This window comes from Streptomyces sp. NPDC042259 (assembly GCF_055582085.1).
Genome location: NZ_JBVJDW010000008.1, coordinates 1 through 17,694 on the forward strand (window position 1 = coordinate 1; position 17,694 = coordinate 17,694).

Genomic DNA, 17,694 nt, shown 5'->3' on the forward strand with positions numbered 1-17,694 from the left:
TGGATGGTTCACGCGACAGGACTCCTTCGGGCTTCTCCCTTGGCCCCCCCCCCCCTCCTACCCCCCCCCCCCCCCCCCTCCCCCAACCCCCCCTCCCCCCCCCCCCCCCCCCACCCCCCCCCCCCCCGCCCCCGAGGGGGAGACGGGCGGGGGGTCAGATGTTGCAGACACCGCGCGCGTAGTCGACCGTGGCGGTCTCCTGCGAGTACTTCCACTGCGGGTCGAGCAGCTTGGTGTCGAGCTGCGCGGCCGCCTCCGGGCTCTCCACGAGGTAGCCGAAGTCCTGCAGCCACGAGGGGTACAGGTTCTTGGAGCCGATGTAGAACGCGGAGCTGTCGACGGAGACCAGCTTGTGGTGCTGCGCGTACGGGTGCCCGTCGGCCCACGTGCCGTTGGGGGAGCTGCGGAAGGTGGCGAGCTGGAGGTTGGAGCACATCGCCGTCTTGGCGGCCTCCCGGCCGCCGGTGATGTTCGCGAGGCGGTTGCGGAGGGTGTCGCTGATCTCGGACAGTGACTTGATCTGCGAGTAGCCGCCGCTGCCGACCGCGCCGCGGTTGGCCGGGTCGCTGACGACGATGCGGACCTTCACGCCCGCCGCCATCTTGGCGGCGAGGGCGTCATAGAGCCGGATGTCGTACCGGGGAAGCGGCGGGCAGGTGGCGTTGAGGTCCTGCTGGGAGATCTCGATGTGGCCCTTCGCGCTGGCGACCAGCGCCCGCAGCGCGCTCTCCTCGGGGTTGACCGTGTCGTAGTCGCGGTCGGCGTTGGTGTTGTCGTGCAGCCCCACCAGGCACTTGGTGTCGGGGGCGGTCGGCAGGTCGGGGCGGAAGACGGACTTCTGGTCGGCGTCCTTGATGCCGACGCCGAGCCCGCCGACAGCGATCACGGGAACGTTCCCGGTGGCCGGGGAGGTCTTGGGGTTGGTGTCCTTGTGCATCGTCGGCATACAGCCGGCGTTGCCCGAGGCGGCGAACCAGACGCTGGCGATGTTGCTCTTGTTCTGGCACGTCCAGGTCCAGAGCGTGTCCAGATAGCGGCCGGCGGAGCCGGCGGCGGGGCCGGTCAGGGCGAGGTCGACGTCCGACACCGGGTGGGTGGTGTCGAGGTAGTCGTCCTTCCAGCTGTTGATGCCGCCGGTGACGGCCGACCGGCCGTCGACCACGAGCAGCTTGGAGTGGTTCCAGGAGAACGCGGTCTTCGACGTGGTCATCGACGCGACGTTCAGCGTGATGTTCTCGGCGGCCTTGCCGAGCTTGGCCGTCAGCTCGTCGCGGTACTTCGAGGGGATCACGTTCATGTGGTAGACCGGCGCGGCCCCGACGAGGATGCGGACCTTCAGCTTGTTGCCCTTGCCGGCCGACTCCTTGAGCCCGGCGACGATCGCGTCCTGGAAGGCGCCGTTGGGAAAGGGGGCGAGGGTGGATATGTCGACGGTGCGCGTCGCTTCGCCGATGTTCTCGGTCATCTTCGCGAGCAGCCGCTTGGTGCCGGCGCGGTCGGCGCACTTGTCGTCGCCCCAGCAACCGGGGGTCTGGAGCAGCCAGTCGGAGGGGTCGGCGGCCGAGCCGTCCAGCTTGTTGCCGCTGGTGCGCTCCCACACATCGCCTTCGAGACCGGGCGATACCTGACGCAGCGTCCGCTCGACGGCGTCGAGGTGCGGGGTGGCCGGGTCGGCGGCGAAGGACGGGGTGGCGGGCAGTACGGCGAGGGCGAGCGCCGAGACCGTGACGGAGCCCGCGAGACGACGGACACGGCTGAGTCTGACCACTGTTGCTTCCTTAACGAAGTACGAACTAAAGAGTTGAACGACATAACACATTTGGACCATGTATGACCCATGCACATCCCATGACAAGGTGTACAGATGATCAACTCTTGGAAGTTACCAGGTGAACGCCTCGGCGACGGCCCGGCCCGACCCCGGACCGACTGGTTCCGGACAGGGCGGAACGCGCGGGGCACATGCCCTCTCTGACATAACGACAGATGAGAACGCGGCCCGCTGGCGGGTGGTCAGATGACCATCTGAGCCTGCGGCCAGCGGCCCACCCGGTAGGGCGCCCACCAGAGGTGGTCCCCGAACCGCACCGCGAGATCCTCCCGCAGAAAGTCCTCCACCGCGTCGGCCGGCAGGTCCTCGGCGCGGGCGCCGTCCGCCAGCGTCTCGATGGCCTCCTGGTAGTGGGGCTCGTCGATGGTGAAGCGCCGCAACTCGCGGTAACGCCGGTCCCGTACCTGGAGGAAGCCCGGCCCGCGCCGGTAGACGCACTTGCAGATGTAGTAGCCGCGGCGCCACTCGCCCAGCACGCCCCGGGGGTCCTCGACGCCGAGGACGGCGGTGGGCGGGTGCAGATGGCCCAGCCGGCGCCAGTCGTGCGGGTCCGGTCCCGGGCGCACGGTCCAGTCCACGGCCAGGGCGAGGCTCGTGAGGTCGCCGATGAGGCTCAGGCTCCGGACCGTCCGGGCGGCTCGCGCGTCGTCCATCGGGCCGGTCAGATCGACAGGTTCCGCCAGCACCACCCGCCGGACGCCGGCGTCGAAGAGCCGCCGCGCGTGCCCCGCGCCCGGCCCCCGGAGGTGCTCGGTGCCGATCCGCATGCCGGGCACGGCACAGGCGGCCCGGTCGTAGTCGCGCCACAGCGTCACCGTCAAGGCGTCCGGTGGTGTGGACGGGGCGGCTGTCGTCATGGGAATCCCCTTCGTGAGTGCCCGGCCGGGTGCGGCCCGGGCCGGCGCGCATGCCGATGATGTGAACGGCGGGCGGGCGCCGGGGCCGGCCGCACGGCCCCGGCCACGGGTCAGACTCCCGTGCCCTGCAGCGCCGGTGCCGCCTCCGCCGCGTCTTCGGCCTCGGCCTCGGCCCGCCGCATGTGGTCCAGCCGCAGCAGTTCCTCGTTCACCGCGGGCGGCGCCACGTGCACGTACTGGCCGCCGTCCACGAAGACCAGGCCGAGATCGCGCCAGCGCGACAACGTCGCCTCAAGGGCGGCGGCGTCCGTGCCCGGGTGTTCCCCGCCCAGCTTGCGGGCCGCCGCCACGAGCGTGTGGGGCTGATCGAGCAGCCGGAAGAGCGCCACGTCCACCGGGTCGGTCAGCTCCAGCGTCCGCCAGGCGAAGCCGCGGCGGCGGCTCACCAGCACGATCCGGTCACCGAGGTCGCAGTGCGTCAGCCGACTGGTGGCGAAGGCCCCCTTCCACGCCACCAGGGCGTCGTTGAGCCGGCGCACCACGTCCTCGCCGACGCCGCGCGGCGGCACGTCGAAGACGTAGGCCAGGTCGAACATCTCCGCTTCCGGCAGGTCGTAGGTGATGCGGTACGGCTCGGCGGGTCGCAGCTCGCTGAAGCCCATGCCGGGGTTGTCGAAGTACGGGCTGAACCGCTCGATGGCGATGCGCGCGGATTGGTCGACGGGCGGGTTGAGGTGTTCGAGGGCGGGCAGCTGGCCGGTGATGTCGTCGTAGTCCGCCGCTTCCTCGCCGGGGAATCCGTGCAGGTAGTTCCAGGCCACGGAGAGCCCGGCGGCCGCGCCGTCGCGCAGCATGCGGACGTTCTGGCAGCCGGTGACGCCCTTGTCCATGAGGCCCAGGACCTTGCTGCTGAGGCTCTCGATGCCCGGCTGGACGTAGATGAGCCCGGCGTCGGCGAGCGTCTGCAACTGGCCGCTGCGCATATTGGCCTTGATCTCGTAGTGCAGCCGCAGGTCGTAGCCGCTGTCGATGATGCGGGGCAGCAGCGACTTGACGTATCCCATGTCGAGGATGTTGTCGACGACGTACATGTCGAGCACCCGGTGCCGGGCCGCGAGCCCGACGATCTCCTCGAAGAACACTGTGGGGCTCTTGCTGCGGAACTGCATGAACGACCCGTTGAGCCCGCAGAAGGTGCAGTGGTGCTTCTCCCCCCACCAGCAGCCCCGCGCGCCCTCCACGACCAGTTTGGGCTCGACCCACGCGTGGGCGGCGGAGGCGGCCAGCCGCTCGAAGTAGCCGGTGTAGTCCGGGGGCAGGATCGCGGCGGGCGGCAGGGGCCGGGTGCTCATCGCGTTGGCGTGTGAGCCGCCGTCGGCGCCGCGCCGGCACAGTCCGGGGACGGTGCCGGGGTCCGAGCCGTCGCGCAGCGCGGCCACCAGCGCGGGGAAGGACTCCTCGCCCTCGCCGCGCACGACGTAGTCGACGAAGGGGAAGTTGCGGTGGACGGCCTCGCCCTGCTTGCCGTCGCAGTTGGCGCCGCCCATGACGGTGACGATGGCCGGGTCGAGCCGCTTGACGTACTTCGCGGCGGCCAGCGCGGCGGTGTTCTGCTGGAACGTCGAGGTGAAGCCGACGACGTCGGGTTCCGCCGCCACGATGCGCTCGGCGACGGTCCGTATGAACGCGGTGGCGCTCGCGTGGAGTTCCACGGTGGTCGCCAGGCGCGGGGCACCGAGTTTTCCGCCCATCGCGGCCGTGAATTCCGGCACCCGCCAGTGGTCGTCGTCGTAGAGCGCGGAGGAGAACACCCAGTCGCCACAGCCGAGGAAATAGGAGGCCAGTGAATAGTATTCGTAGTCGGCGAGCGAGAAGCCATCGCGTCGTTCGGTGATCCAGTCGACGTAGTCGATATTCGCGTGCAGCACGTCGGCGTGCGCCCCCGGCACCCCTTCGTCGATGCTGCGTTTCAGGATTCCCAGCGCCAGCGAGGGCAGATCGACGGGGGCCCAGGGCATGTTGACCAGGGTTACGCGCACAATTGGCCTCTCTTATCGGATCTCGTCCAAAGTTCCGGCCTGCCGCACCCCCTTCCCCGGTCTTCCCCGGTTCGGCGGCGCTCGCGGATTCCCAAGCCGTCAGCGCGAAGGGCCGGGCCGCCGCGGCGGCCCGGCCCCCGGGTGCGGCTACTCCTCGGGCTCCTCGGCGGAACGGAAGGGCACGGTGATGCTGATGCCCACGCTGGGCTTACGGCTTTCCTCGTCGCCCTCGAGCGGGTCGTTGTTGATGACGTCCTTCTGCATGGCGTTCACCTCCTCGGTGTGGTGGCAGGTGCCGATGGGGCCGGCCGGACACCGGTCGGTGTCCGGACGTCTGGGGGCGGACCGGCCGGGCGCGTCAGCCTCCGCAGGAGGAAGCGCACCGACCGTTCCGTGACGGCGGCGTGCTCGGCGCCGTCGTAGCCGTCGTGGCCGGAGTCCAGCCAGCCGACGTCGTGCGGGACCCCGGCCGCCCGGAGCGCCGCCAGGAACACCTCGACCTGCTGGGGCGGGCACTTGGTGTCGTGCCGGGCGGCCACCAGCAGGAGCGGGGCGCGGATGGCCGTGGCGTACGTGAGCGGCGAGGAGTGCGCGTAGCGCTCGGGCACCTGCTCGGGCGTGCCCCCGAACAGGGCCCGGTCCAGCGCCTGGAGGGCCGGGGTGGAGTGGTGGTGGGCGGTGGCGCAGTCCGCGAGCGGCTTCACCGCCACCGCGGCCGCCCACAGGCCGGGGTGGGTGCCCGCGGCCAGCAGGGTCAGATAGCCGCCCCAGGAGGTGCCGCACAGCCCGACCGCATCCGGCCGGGCGACGCCGCGGCGTACGAGGTCGGCCCGGACCCGCACCAGGTCGGCGACCTGGGTGTGCCCGACGCCCTCGCCCCAGGCGTCGCGCCAGCGGGCGCCGTACCCGGTGGAGCCGCGGTAGTTGACCCGCGCCACGGCCAGCCCCGAGCCGACCAGGGACTGCACCATGGGGTCGTAGACGTCGCGGTCGTGGTCGGCGGGTCCGCCGTGGACGAGCAGGACCAGCGGCTGGGCACCGCGGCTGCCGGTGGGGCGGGAGAGGAAGGTGTGTACCGGGCCGTCGGGGCCGCCGTCGGTCCACAGTTCCTCGCCGGTGCCGAAGCTGGGCAGCCGGGCGGCGTCGCCGCCGGGCAGCGGCGCCCCGGACAGGGTCATGGGCCGGGCGGGGGTCACCGCGTCCGTGAAGACGAAGTGGAGGTCGCCGTCGGGGGCGGGCGCGGCGTCGAGGAGGCTGCCGGGCGGGGTGGCCGACGGGGTGACGGTCCGCCGGCCGAGGTCGGCGACGCCGACGAGCGTGCGGCCGTGCCGTTCCTGCCGGATGAGGACCCGTTCGCCGTCGGGGAACCAGCGGGCGGTGAACTCGGTGTCGCGCGCCGACCAGGGGTGCGGGCGCATCCCCTCCGCCGCCGTCCAGGTGGCGAGGCGGTAGTGGTCGTCGTACTGCTGGATCAGCAGGAGGCGCGGCTCCGCGCGGCCCGGGGCGAACCCCCGTGCCCACAACGGGTGCTCCTCTCCCGTCAGGGTGGCCACCGCCGAGCCGTCGGCCAGGGCGACGGTGACCGCCCCGGGCGCGCGGGCCGACCGGGTCAGCGCGAGCAGACCGGCGCCGGGGGCGATGTCGCACAGCCGGACGTCTCCGTCGTGGGCGGGCAGGGCGCGCGGGCGGGTACCGCGCCGGCCGAGGTGGACGGTCGTGCCGCCGGGTCGTCGCAGGCCCACGGCGACCGTGCCGTCCCCGGCGAAGGCCAGTCCGGCGAAGTGCCCGGGGGGCACGCCCTCGAACGCGGGGGTGCGGGGGCCGCCGTCGAAGTCCTGTGTGTACCAGACGCCGGTCCCGTCCCGTTCCTCCGCGAACCACCAGACGACGCAGTCGGCGTCCACGGCGCAGAGCAGGGTGCCGTGGGGGCTCTTCGTCACCTGACGGGTGTCTCCGGTGCTCCGGTCCCAGGCGAACACCTCGCAGCGGCCGCCGGCGTCACCGGTGTACACCATGCGGTCGGGCCGGGTGGGGCACACCTCCGGCAGCACCGGCCGGTAGACGCCCCACGCGCGCGTGGCGGTCATCCGATCACGTCCCCGGGCCGTCGCGCCGGGCCGTCGGCCCGGTGGACCAGGCCGCGCCGCGCGGTGCAGTAGCCGGCCAGCCCCACGAGGGCGCCGGCGCTGCCGTAGGCGACCGCCCGGCCGCTCGTCCCGGCCACGAGAGCGCCCGCGGCTGCCGGGGCGAGCGCGGCGACGGTCTCGCCCGCCGTGCCCAGGACGGTGCCCACCCGACCCTGGAGCCGGTCGGGGGTCAGCAGCACCACGCGTGCGTGGAGCACGATGCCCACGGCGGGGGCGGCGAGGCTCACGGTGCCCAGGAGCAGCCCGTATGCCCAGGTGTGGGTCACGAATCCGAGGCCGGCGGCGGCCGGGACCATGAGCCAGGAAGCGGTCACGACGACGGGGGCCGGTCCCAGCCGCCGGATCACCCAGGGGGCGCACAGCGCGCCGGCCAGCCCGCACAGACCGCTGACGGTGAGGATGAGCCCGATGGCCGCGGCCCCGGCGCCACGGGCGTGGGAGGCGAGGACGGCGTGGAAGTACAGCACGCCGAGCACGGCGTTGAGCCCAGCGGTCCACAGGGTCACGAACCGCAGGAGCGGCTGGTCGCGGACGAACCGCAGCCCCTCGGCCAGCTGGCGGCCGAAGCGGTCGTCGCTGTCGGGGCGGTCGGGGGTGAGGTCGGCCCGGATCGCGCGGGTGAGGAGGGCGACGCAGAGGAAGGAGAGCGCGTCGGCGAGGACGGGCACCCAGCGGGCGAGCTGGAACAGGGCACCGCCCAGCGACGGGCCGATGATCTGCACGGCCTGGTCACGGGCTTGCAGACGGCTGATGGCGGTCGGGTACCGCTCGGGGGGCACCAGGGCCCGGACCGTGCCCTGCGCCGCCGCCGCGTAGAGGGAGCAGGCGACGCGTTCGACGAGTGCGGCGAGGAGCACATGGGCGGGGGTGACCCTCCCCCAGGCCACCGCGGCGAAGACCGAGCCCATGGCCCCGGCGGCCACCAGGGCGGACCGGACCATCAGGGTGCGGCGGCAGCCGCGGTCCGCCAGTACCCCGGCGAACGGCGAGGCGACGAGCCCGCCGACGAGGGACACGGAGGCCACGAGGCCGACGAGGCCCGGTGAACTGCCCGACGCCAGAAGAATCAACGGGAGGAAGAGCGCCGACGCGTAGGTGCCGAGTCCGTCGACGGCGCCGGCCGTCCAGAAATACAGGAAATCCCTGGGGGGCGCACCGGCCCGAGTGCCGCTCCGGGTGCCGCTCCGGGTACCGGCCGCGGGTAATTCGCTCTCCTTGCCGCTCATCTCTCCACAGCCTCGGATATCCCGGACCGGGAATGTTCGGCCGGGTCATTTCCGGACGGTTTATTTCCGGCCCGGGGAAAGTCGGCCGGGGAAATCCGGTACATACCTTGCGGGATGAGGCACACGGACATGGCCGACCTTCTTCCTTCGCGGCGCGCGGGGTGCGGAAGGGAGGACGTGCGGGCTTTTTCGGTGAGCGGTTGGGAGCGTAACCGAGGGTTTCACGGTGCGCAACGCTTCCACCAATGATTCAGCGGGGCGGGGCCGTTCGGCGGCAATGTCCGGCGGTGGAATAGAAGGGGCCGGTTCCATATCCAGTTCTAATGGCCCACCAGCACGTCGCGGGAGACGTGCACGGTGGTGGAGGCCGTCGCACGGGCGCCGTCCGATGCCACGAGGGCGGCGGTGGCGGCGATGTCGGCCGGTGTCGCTTCCCCGGCGCCGGTCTTGAGCGTGACGACGCGCACGCCGTACCGGCCCAGTTGGGAAGCCCATTGCCGGCGCAGCCCCTCCAGGGCGTCCAGGGCGACACCGAACCCGCCGGGCCCGGCGGGGACCTTGGGGCACGGGCCGCCCAACGCCAGGATCGTCCCGGACCCGCGCGCCGCCATGTGCCGTGCGGCCGCGCCGGTGGTCAGGAAGTGGCTCCAGGTCGCGGCCGTGGGGGGCGGACCCGCGCACTCCTGCGCGAAGAGGCCCATCGGCAGCTTCGAGGGCTTCCGGGCGGCGCCGTAGCCGATGAGGCTGAACGAGACGTCGACGCGCCCGGCCAGCGCGGCCACCCCGTCGACGAAAGCGTTGACGTCCCGCTCGTCACGGGCGTCGAGGCGGGTCGTCACGGCGGTGCCGCCCGCGGCGCGGATCTCCTCGGCGACGTCGTCGAGCGTGGCCCGCGTACGGCCGGCGAGAAAGACGTCGGCTCCTTCACGGGCGAAGGCGCGGGCCACGGCGCGGCCGACCCGACCGCCCGCCCCGTAGATCACGGCGACCTTGTTCTCCAGCAGCATGTCCATCCGTCCTTCCGCGTCGCGAAGCGCTCCGACGGGTGCCGTCGGAGATGCGGGCAGGGTGAAGAGAAGACTTTCAGCGGTCGCCCCATGCTCCCAGTCCGGCGCCGCCACCCCGCTCCGGGACTCGTATGAAGAGTGGGGGCCGTCGGCTTCGGGACGGGCCTTTGCCTTCCCACCTCCGGTGACTACGTCGGGTGGAGGCCTGGCCCCGATCGTTTCCGGCCAGGGGCACCGCCGGTTTTCGCCGCGGCCTTCCGGCGCGGGGCCCCGGGAACACCTTCCAGGCACCCGTCCCGTACGACTTCGGGATGACGCCGGCCTCGACGACCGGTCCGCAGATGTACGGAAGGCCGCCTCATGGGTGGATTCCAGGGGCCGGGGCCAGGGCCTAGTTTCTTGATCATCGGCGGTGCGACCCCATGCCCGCCGAGCGGTCGTGAAGTGAGGCATGCATGTACGGCAAGGCATTCGCCCCGGAGTACCGGGGTGCCCTCGGCGCGCTGTCGGTGAACTCCTCCCTCGAGGACGTTCTCGCGCAGGCGCTCGAACAGCGGCGGCGGGCCGAACTCTCCGGCAGCGACCTGGAGTCGGCGCACGCGGGCCTCGCCGTCGCCGAGGCGAGCCGGCGTCTGGGCCGGGTGGAGGAGGCCGAACAGGCCTGGAAGGCGAGTTACCGGGCCGCGCGGCGGGCGGCGGACAAGGGGGCGATGGCATGGGCGGTGTGGAGTGGCGGCACGCTGGCCCGGCAGCGGGGTGACCTCGCCCTGGCCCGGCGTCGGCTGGCCATGGCGGCCGAACTCGCCGAGTGCGGAGGGGACGTCGTCGCCCGTGGCTACTCGCTCGCCGGGCTGGCCGAGACCGGGCGGATCCAGGGGGACTACGAGGCGGTCGGCGAGCTGCACGAGAAGCTGCTCGCCGAGGCCAGACGGCGCGGCGAGGCCCGGCACACGGTGTGGGCGCTGGAGGGCATCGCCCAGATGCACCGCAACACCGGTGCGTACGACACCGCGCTCGCCCTCTTCGAGGAGGCGGCGGAGATAGCCGGGAAGGCGGACGACGCCCGCGGCCGGGCCTGGGCCCTGCGCGGCATAGCGGACGTGCTGTCCGTGCGGGGTGACACCGACCGGGCGCTGGCCCTGCTCTCCGAGGCCGAAGTCACCTGCCGTCGGATGCGGTTGGCCAGCGCGTTGGCGTACAACCACAAGATGCGCGGCAACGTCTACTACCGCGCGGCCCGTTACGAGGAGGCCCGCGCGTGCTACAGCGGGGCCCTGGAGGAGTTCCGGGCCATGGGCGAGCCCCGGGGCGAGGCACTCTCCCGGCTCGGTCTGGTCAAGTCCCTCGCCCACCTCGGCCGGGACCTCACGGAGACCGCCGCCGAGCTGGACGAACTGCACGTCACCCTCGGCCGGATCGGGCTGCTGCACGCCCGGGACATGGTCGACAAGGCGCGGACCGACCTGGGAATCGTGACCGCCGCGGCGGTGCCGGCCGGCTGACCGACGCCGCCCGCCCGTCACCCTCCCCGAACGAAGAGAGAAAAACCCATGACGTCTCGCACCGGGCTCCGGACACCCCCGCCGCCCGCCCTGGCCCGCTGCCGTGAACTGGTGGAACCGGCACTGAGAGCGGCCGTCGGAAGTCTGCATCCCTGGCCGCGGCGGATGGCTTCGTTCTCCCTCGGCTGGTGTGACGCCGACGGCCTGCCGCAGACGGGCGCCGGGCACGGCGGCGGCAAGGGCGTCCGTCAGGCCCTGGCGGTCCTCGGTGCCGAGGCCGTGGGCGCGCCCGGCCACACCGCCGTCGCCGGTGCGGTCGCCGTGGAACTGGTGCACACCTTCTCGCTGGTGCACGACGACATCATGGACGGGGACGAGCGGCGCCGGCACCGGGAGAGCGCGTGGAAGGCGTTCGGCACGGGCCCGGCGGTCCTGGCGGGCGACGCCCTGTTCGCCCTCGCGGTGGAGACCCTCGCCCGGACCGGGGGCGAGAGCGGGGCCGAGGCCGTCCGCCGGCTGTCCGGTGCGCTGCGGGAGCTGGTACACGGCCAGGCCGACGACCTGCTCTTCGAGAGCCGCCCGTGGACGGGCCCGCAAGCGGTGGACATACCCGCCTACCGGGCCATGGCCCTGCGCAAGACGGGTTCGCTGCTCGGCTGCGCCCTGGCGGTGGGCCCCGTCCTGGCCGACGCCTCACCGCTGCTGTCGGAGGCGCTCGCGGAGGCGGGCCGCCAACTGGGCGCCGCCTTCCAGGCCGTCGACGACCTGCTGGGGATCTGGGGCGACCCGGATTCCACCGGCAAGCCCGTCCACAGCGACCTGCGCCGCGCGAAGAAGACCCTGCCCGTCCTCGCGGCCCTCGCCTCGGACACGGCGGCGGGCCGCCGGCTGGCCCTGCTGCTCGACTCCGACGCGCCCCTGGACGCCGCGGACGCGTACCGCGCGGCCGCGCTCGTCGAGGAGGCCGGGGGCCGGGCCTTCGCCTTGGCGGAGGCCCGGCGCCATGTGGCGGCCGCGCACGACCGCCTCGACGGCGTGCCGCTCGCCCCGAGTGCGGTGGACGAACTGCGCGCCCTCGCCGAATTCCTCGTCGACCGGCGGCTGTGAGGCCCGGGGCCGTCACCTCGCCGTCACGTCACGGAGGCGCTCTCCATCACCGCGTCGACTTCCCGCCGCCCGTCGGGCCCGGCCGACTGGGCGATGCCGAGGAGGAAGGCCGCTCGGTTGTCGTCCACCGAGACGAGGGTCATGCGGAGGTGGACGGCGCGTCCCTCGCGGTCGGTCACCTTCAGCGCCACGGTGTGCGCGAAGTGGTCGCTCACCGTCGTCGTCAGGGATTCCTCGACCGTCGACCTCCCGTCCGGACAGAAGAACTCCGCGTTCGACCGCGCCGCGCGTTCCGTCCGGCGCCGCATGTCGGAGCGCGGGACGGCATCGGACCGGCCGGCGAGAACGGTGCGTCCCTCACCGTCGCTCTCGCGGGTCCGGTCACCGGAGTCGGCGGGCTTCCACGACACCGACGAGGTGAAGGCGTCGATCAGACGCCCCTTGTTCCGCTGCCAGCCCTGGGGGATCGCGTAGGAGAGACCCGCCGCGTCATCGGTCACCCGCGGCCGCCCGGCCAGCGGCGACGCGTCCTCGCTCCCCAGCGACCAGGCCACGACGCCCCCCGCCACCAGCGCGAGCACCAGCGCCCCGACACCCCCGGCCACCACCGCCCGCCGGCTCCGCCCCCGCGCCGCGGTGTCCCCCGGCGGGCAGGCGGGACGGGGCGGGTACGGCGGCGGGCTGACGGGAGAAGTCGTGATCATGCCCCCAGCATGCGGGGCCCGCCCGGCCGCGGCGTGAGTGTTCCTACTCAGCTCGCTACTCAGTTCCCGTGGCCGGGACGCACGGGCCCGAACAGACGGGGTGGCCTTTCCCCGTCGTTCCTCGTCGGGTCGCCGTGCGGCATGCGCAAGGTCACCGCGTCTCCCTCCGCAGGGGCGGCTGCGTGGGTGACTTCGGTGCCGGGCCGAAGAGGACGGCCTTGGCGATGGATGGTGTGAAGAGGCTGGTGACCGGCTGGTTCAGGGAGAGCACACCGCGGAACGCGGCGCCGATGTGCGGGTTGCCGCAGGCGCGGTCCTGGACGCGGTTCAGGTACCAGTCGGCGGGGCGGTCGACCGCGCGGGGACGCAGGGCGTTGCCCGTGGCGCCCGGCATGTTCTTGTCCGCACCGGCGGAGATGTCCCACGCCTGCCGTACCGCGGCGAACAGGGCCTTCTGCACGAAGCCGGTCGTGGGCGTGTGACGGGGGTCGTCGAGGGCGTCCCGCAGGGCCAGCGCGCTGAAGGCCGAGACCGACATGCCTTGCCCGTAGACGGGGTTGAACGAGCACAGGGCCTCCCCCGTCGCCAGGAAGCCCGCCGGGCGGCGGCCCGGGCGGTCGTAGCGGCGGCGGAGGTTGGCGGTCTTGCGGAAGCCGTGGATGGCGGTGAGCGGTTCGGCCTTCAGCAGCCAGTCGTGGAGGACAGGGTGCGGAAGCCCGGCGGCGAAGTCGAGGAACCCCGCCTCGTCGGTGGGCGGTTCGCCGCCGCGCGGCCCGGAGAGGGTGACGGACCAGCGGTCGCCCTCCAGGGGGAGCAGGATGCCGCCGCGCGGCTGGGTGGGGTTCGGGACGACGTAGACGCCCCGGAAGTCCGCGTCGGCGTCGTGGCGCGCGCGGTAGAACCGCGTGGCGTAGGCGAGTCCGGTATCGAGCAGTTCCTCGTGCGGCGGTTCGGCGCCGATCGCGGTCAGCCACGCGGGGGCGTGGGAGGAGCGGCCCGTGGCGTCCAGGACGAGGTCCGCCTCCAGGGTGTGCGTGTCCTGGCGCGGGGACGCGGATCCGCGCTCGCGCAGCCGGACCCCCCGTACCCGGGTGGCGTCGCCGAGCAGCCCCGTCACCTCCGTCCGCTGGAGCGTCCTGACGCGGGGGTGGTCCAGGACGCGGCGGCGTACGACCCAGTCGGTCAACGGGCGGGAGCCGGTGAGGATGTGCGTGGTGGCGGGGGTGCGGCGGAACCACCGGCCTCCCTGCCACTGCACGACGTCACTGGGCATGCCGACGCGCGGCGATCCCTCGTCGCGCAGCGTGTCCAGGATTCCGGGCAGCAGCTCCTCCAGCGCCCGCTGGCCGCTCTCCAGCAGCACATGGGTGTGCCGGTCCTGCGGCAGGCCCGGGCGGTGTCCGGGGCCGTCGGGGAACCGGTCGCGGTCGATGACGGTCACGGTGTCGGCGTGCGAGGCGAGGACGTGCGCCGCGAGCAGCCCGGCCGTGCTCCCCCCGATGACGACGGCGTGCCGTGCCGAGGGGGAGGTGCGCTGTGAGGCGCCACTCGTTAAGGGCGTGTTCTGTGTTCCCACTGTGCTCCTCATATCCGCTTTTCCCAGCCGGCCGCCCCGGGACGGCAGGGCCGGCCCGGGCAGCAGCATAGGGTGGTCCACCATGCGCGCATTCCCGCCGGGCCAGGAGATCCCCCGCACCTGTCCGCCGCCCGGGGCGGGCGGGCCGTGGTGTCGTCCGGGAGCGGAAGGACGGGCGCGGTGAACGCCGCTGCCGCCGCCGGGCTGCTGCATCTCATCGCCGCCGAGCCGACCCTGCTCGCGGCCGCCTCCGCCGACGTGGACGAAGCCGGCCTCGAGCACCGGGCACGCCACGGCGACCACCCGTGCCTGGGCTGCGGGGCCCCGGCCCGCTGCGCCGTCATCGTCGACTCGGCGACCGCCGGGCCGCGTTGGCTGGACCTGTGCTCGGGGTGCTGGCATGCCGTCCGCCGGGCCAACGATCTGCCGGACGGGCGGTAGCGGCCGGGGGCGTTCTCACGGCAGCCGCTGCTGTGGCACCGGGTTCCGGTGTGCGGTGGGCAAAGGCACCGGGGGTGTCTTGAGGACGGTGGCCAGATCCGCCCGGCCGCGGATGCCGAGTTTGCGGTAGCCGTGTGTCAGATGCGTCTCCACGGTGCGCACGGCCACGTGCAGCAGTGCGGCGATCTCGCTGTTGCTGTGGCCGGCCACGGCCAGCAGCGCGACCCGGCGCTCGCTGGGGGTGAGCGCGACGGTGCCGGTGTGCCGGGGCCCCCGGGGTCGGGCTCCGCACTCGCGCAGGGCCTCCCGCGCCGCCAGTTGCCAGCGGACGGCTTCCGTACGTTCGGCACGCCGGGCGGCCTCGCGCAGCACCTCACGGGCCTGCAGCCGCTGGCCGGAATGCCGGAACGCCGTGCCGAGGGAGAGGAGGGCGGGGATCAGTTCCGGGAGGGGCTCGGCGGCGTCACGCAGGACCGTCACCGCCTGCTGGGCCAGTTCCAGGCCGTGCCGCCCGCCCAGGGCCGCGGCCAGGGCGCGCAGGGCGCGTCCCGTGGTGCGGGGCGTCGCCCATATTCGGGCCAGTCTCAGTTCCTCCGTGGCGAGCGGGACGGCGTGTTCCGGGGAGCCCAGGGCCAGATGGCAGTCGGCGGCGGCGGAGCGCCATGGGGTGACGATGGGGCTCACGATCTGCCGGGCGGTCTGGCGGCGCCCGCATTCCAGCAGATCGGCGAGGGCGTCGGCGGGGTCGCCGGACGCGAGGCGCAGCATGCCCCGGGCGTAGAGGAATTCGCTCCATTCCCAGGAGCCGTTCGGCCCGCGCGCGGTGACGGCGTCGGCGAGGCGGCCGGCGTCGGCGAGGCGGCCGGTCTCGGTCAGGGCGATGATCGCCTGGGCGTTGAGGTGGGCGTTGTCGGAGAGGATTCCGGGCTGCCATCCGGTGGCGGTCCCCCACAGGGACGCGTCGGCGAGCAGTTCGCGGTACCGGCCGCGCATCACCTGGCTTTCGGCGCGGACGCTGAGCAGGCTCTGCCGGCCGGGGTGCAGCTTCGGCAGCCGGTGGGCGGCCAGTCCGCGGGCCACCCACCGGTCGGCCTGGGGCAGTTCGTCCGCCCATTGCGCCAGCGTCGCGGTCGATGCCAGGAGATACGGTTCGAGCAGGGGGTCCAGCGGCACGTCCGTCAGGGCCCCGGCCCGTTCCATGACGTCGGCCGCCGACAGGTGTCCGGCCGTGGCGCCGTACTCGGTCAGCAGGGCCCGGGCGGTCGGGGCGAGCCCTTCGGGCGCCTGTGCCCCGGCGCGGCGGAGTTCGGCGACCACGCGCAGCCAGCTGTCCCCGTCGTGCGAGGCGACCAGGGCGGTCGCCGCCTGGACCGCGTGCGCCAGGTCCGTGGAGCCGGTGAACTCGTCGGACAGTTCGCCGAGGACGTCCAGGGCCGTATGGACCTCTCCCCGGGCGACCAGGGCCGCGCCGAGCGCGGCGGCGGCGCGGACCTTCCCGGCGACGTGTGGCTGCAGGCGCAGGGCTTCCGCGAGGTGGCGTACTCCGCAGGGGCGTTCGTCCTGCGCTTCCAGGCAGCCGAGTTCGGTGAGCGTCTCGCCCCGGCGGCGGATCGACAGCGGTTCTTCGAGTGCGCGTCGCAGGCAGGCGATCGCCTCGGTGGTCCGGGCGGCGCGGACCGCCCGGGCGGCGGCGGCCAGCAGCGCGTCGACGGCCCAGGGCTCTTGCACGGCGGGCACGGCCAGCAGGTAGCGGACCACTGCGTCGTCGCGGTCACCCCGGTCGTGCAGGAGTGCGGCGGTGCGGCGGTAGACGTCCGTCCGCCGGTGCCGGTCCACGGTGGCGCGCACGGCCTCGCGCAGGAGGGGGTGGCGGAAGACGGGGCGCCCGTCCGCCGGGGCCGGTCGCAGCAGCCCCTGCCGGGCGAGTTCGCCGGTCCAGTCGCCGATCCGGGACGGGTCGGCGCCGGTGATGGGGGGCAGGAGGGCGAGGACGTCCTCCTCGTCCTGGAGTTCGGCGAGGACACGCACGGCGGCCCGGGTCTCGGGGTCCGCGCGGGACAGCCAGCGGGTCACCGCCGCGTGGAGGGCTCCGTGGTGCGGGCTCGGGTGGCGGTCCGGGAGGCGGGGCGGCAGCGGTCCGCCGGCGGCCGCCGCGCGCAGGTCCGCGAGCAGGGCGTGCAACAGCATCGGGTTGCCGCCGCAGGCCTCGACGCAGTCGTCGGCCAGGGCCGGTGAGGCGCCTGGGCCCAGTGCGTCCCGCACCACGCCCGCGGCGGCCGCCGCGCCGAGGGGGCCCAGGGTGCATTGCTCGTCCGCCGGCCGGCCGCAACGGTCGGTGAAGGCGGGCCCCGGCGGGACGAGGTCGTACTGGCGTCGTTCCGTCACCGCCAGCAGGACCGGCAGCCGGTCCAGCCGCCGGGCCGCCTGGGCGAGCCAGCGCAGCGACGCCACGTCGGCCAGGTGGATGTCGTCCACGGCGAGGAGCACCGGTGCTTCTTCGGCGGACGCCCGCAGGGCGCTCCACAGCCGGGACGGCAGGTCCGCCCCGTACAACGAACCGTCCCAGCGCGCGTGGCCCGCCGCCCCCGGCACGGCCGGTCTTCCGTTCAGGGAGGGGTCGAACAACTGCAGGACCGCGCCGAAGGCGGCGTCGGTCTCCTGGTCGGAGCACCGGGCCCACAGCACCGTCGCGCCGTGCCGGGCCGCGTCCCGGGTGAGCGTCTCCAGTACGGCGGTGCGGCCGGACCCCGTCGCGCCGCGGATCACCAGCAGCCCGCCGACGCCCGTGCGGGCCCGCCCGAGCAGCGCGGCGGCCCGGGCCAGCGGTTCCGTACGCTCCCGCAGCCCGCCGGGGTGGTCGTGGGGGTGGCCCTGGAGCGATACGGCGGTCATGGGAGGACTCCTGGACGGTCATGGTGCGGCGTGCGGGCCGGGGATGACGACGGGTCACCCAGTATGTCGGGTTCTCGGAGGATTCACGGCGGGGCGGCCGGGGGCCGTGACCAGTCGGCTGCCACGGGGTGCACAGGCGGGCCGGGCTCTCTCGTGGTCGTCCGCGCGGGCGATCTCGTGGTCCTCCACGATGGTGCGCGCCCGGGCACGGCGGAAAGGATGAGCCGTATCGCGGGGCGCTTCCCCCCGGCTCGGCCGGGTGCCGTGAAAGCGGCCTGTCCCCATGGGTCCGCCGCCGTGGCACGCCCCGCCCCGGTGACGGCCCCGGCCGATGCGTACGCGTCGCTGACCGACCGTGCTCCGGC

The 17,694-nt window shown here is 73.8% G+C and carries 12 protein-coding genes; 3 read left to right on the forward strand and 9 right to left on the reverse strand.

All coding sequences use genetic code 11. The features are described 5' to 3' along the window. Window positions 1-154 precede the first annotated feature (154 nt). The 6 genes from ACZ6MA_RS21465 to ACZ6MA_RS21490 all read right to left on the reverse strand — a co-directional run bounded on the left by ACZ6MA_RS21465 (window position 155) and on the right by ACZ6MA_RS21490 (window position 9,113). Complete coding sequence (locus tag ACZ6MA_RS21465) at window positions 155-1,768, reverse strand: phospholipase D-like domain-containing protein (RefSeq protein WP_469435501.1); 1,614 nt, start codon at window positions 1,766-1,768, stop codon at window positions 155-157. A 245-nt stretch (window positions 1,769-2,013) separates the two neighbouring features. Continuing rightward, window positions 2,014-2,688 carry a DUF5825 family protein gene (locus tag ACZ6MA_RS21470; RefSeq protein WP_469435502.1) on the reverse strand — a complete coding sequence of 225 codons (675 nt, stop codon included), beginning with the start codon at window positions 2,686-2,688 and terminating at the stop codon, window positions 2,014-2,016. A 110-nt stretch (window positions 2,689-2,798) separates the two neighbouring features. After that, the gene (locus ACZ6MA_RS21475; RefSeq protein WP_469435503.1) at window positions 2,799-4,727 is read right to left on the reverse strand and encodes a RiPP maturation radical SAM C-methyltransferase; all 1,929 of its coding nucleotides are present in this window, start codon (window positions 4,725-4,727) and stop codon (window positions 2,799-2,801) included. Between the two features lie 269 nt (window positions 4,728-4,996). Beyond that, window positions 4,997-6,814, reverse strand: a complete 1,818-nt coding sequence (locus tag ACZ6MA_RS21480) for an alpha/beta hydrolase family protein (protein ID WP_469435504.1) — start codon at window positions 6,812-6,814, stop codon at window positions 4,997-4,999. Beyond that, on the reverse strand, window positions 6,811-8,100 hold the full coding sequence (locus tag ACZ6MA_RS21485) for an MFS transporter (RefSeq protein WP_469435505.1): 1,290 nt from the start codon (window positions 8,098-8,100) through the stop codon (window positions 6,811-6,813). Before ACZ6MA_RS21485 ends, ACZ6MA_RS21480 begins: the two co-directional genes overlap by 4 nt. Window positions 8,101-8,420: 320 nt before the next feature. Then, window positions 8,421-9,113 carry an SDR family NAD(P)-dependent oxidoreductase gene (locus ACZ6MA_RS21490; protein ID WP_469435506.1) on the reverse strand — a complete coding sequence of 231 codons (693 nt, stop codon included), beginning with the start codon at window positions 9,111-9,113 and terminating at the stop codon, window positions 8,421-8,423. 449 nt (window positions 9,114-9,562) lie between these two features. Here ACZ6MA_RS21490 and ACZ6MA_RS21495 point away from each other — a divergent pair, with 449 nt between their 5' ends. Then, window positions 9,563-10,609 carry a tetratricopeptide repeat protein gene (locus tag ACZ6MA_RS21495; protein WP_469435507.1) on the forward strand — a complete coding sequence of 349 codons (1,047 nt, stop codon included), beginning with the start codon at window positions 9,563-9,565 and terminating at the stop codon, window positions 10,607-10,609. A 48-nt stretch (window positions 10,610-10,657) separates the two neighbouring features. Beyond that, complete coding sequence (locus ACZ6MA_RS21500) at window positions 10,658-11,716, forward strand: polyprenyl synthetase family protein (RefSeq protein WP_469435508.1); 1,059 nt, start codon at window positions 10,658-10,660, stop codon at window positions 11,714-11,716. 23 nt (window positions 11,717-11,739) lie between these two features. Here ACZ6MA_RS21500 and ACZ6MA_RS21505 read toward each other — a convergent pair whose 3' ends face one another. Together ACZ6MA_RS21505 and ACZ6MA_RS21510 are read right to left on the reverse strand one after the other, a co-directional pair. Next, the gene (locus ACZ6MA_RS21505) at window positions 11,740-12,420 is read right to left on the reverse strand and encodes a hypothetical protein (RefSeq protein ID WP_469435509.1); all 681 of its coding nucleotides are present in this window, start codon (window positions 12,418-12,420) and stop codon (window positions 11,740-11,742) included. A gap of 151 nt (window positions 12,421-12,571) precedes the next feature. Continuing rightward, the gene (locus ACZ6MA_RS21510) at window positions 12,572-14,008 is read right to left on the reverse strand and encodes an NAD(P)/FAD-dependent oxidoreductase (protein ID WP_469435510.1); all 1,437 of its coding nucleotides are present in this window, start codon (window positions 14,006-14,008) and stop codon (window positions 12,572-12,574) included. A 168-nt stretch (window positions 14,009-14,176) separates the two neighbouring features. Between ACZ6MA_RS21510 and ACZ6MA_RS21515 the strand changes: the two genes are divergently transcribed. Further along, entirely contained in the window at window positions 14,177-14,437 is a 261-nt protein-coding gene (locus tag ACZ6MA_RS21515) for a hypothetical protein (RefSeq protein ID WP_469435511.1), read from the forward strand. Between the two features lie 15 nt (window positions 14,438-14,452). Here the strand turns inward: ACZ6MA_RS21515 and ACZ6MA_RS21520 are convergent, their stop codons facing one another. Next, the gene (locus ACZ6MA_RS21520; protein ID WP_469435512.1) at window positions 14,453-17,329 is read right to left on the reverse strand and encodes an AAA family ATPase; all 2,877 of its coding nucleotides are present in this window, start codon (window positions 17,327-17,329) and stop codon (window positions 14,453-14,455) included. Window positions 17,330-17,694 lie beyond the last annotated feature (365 nt).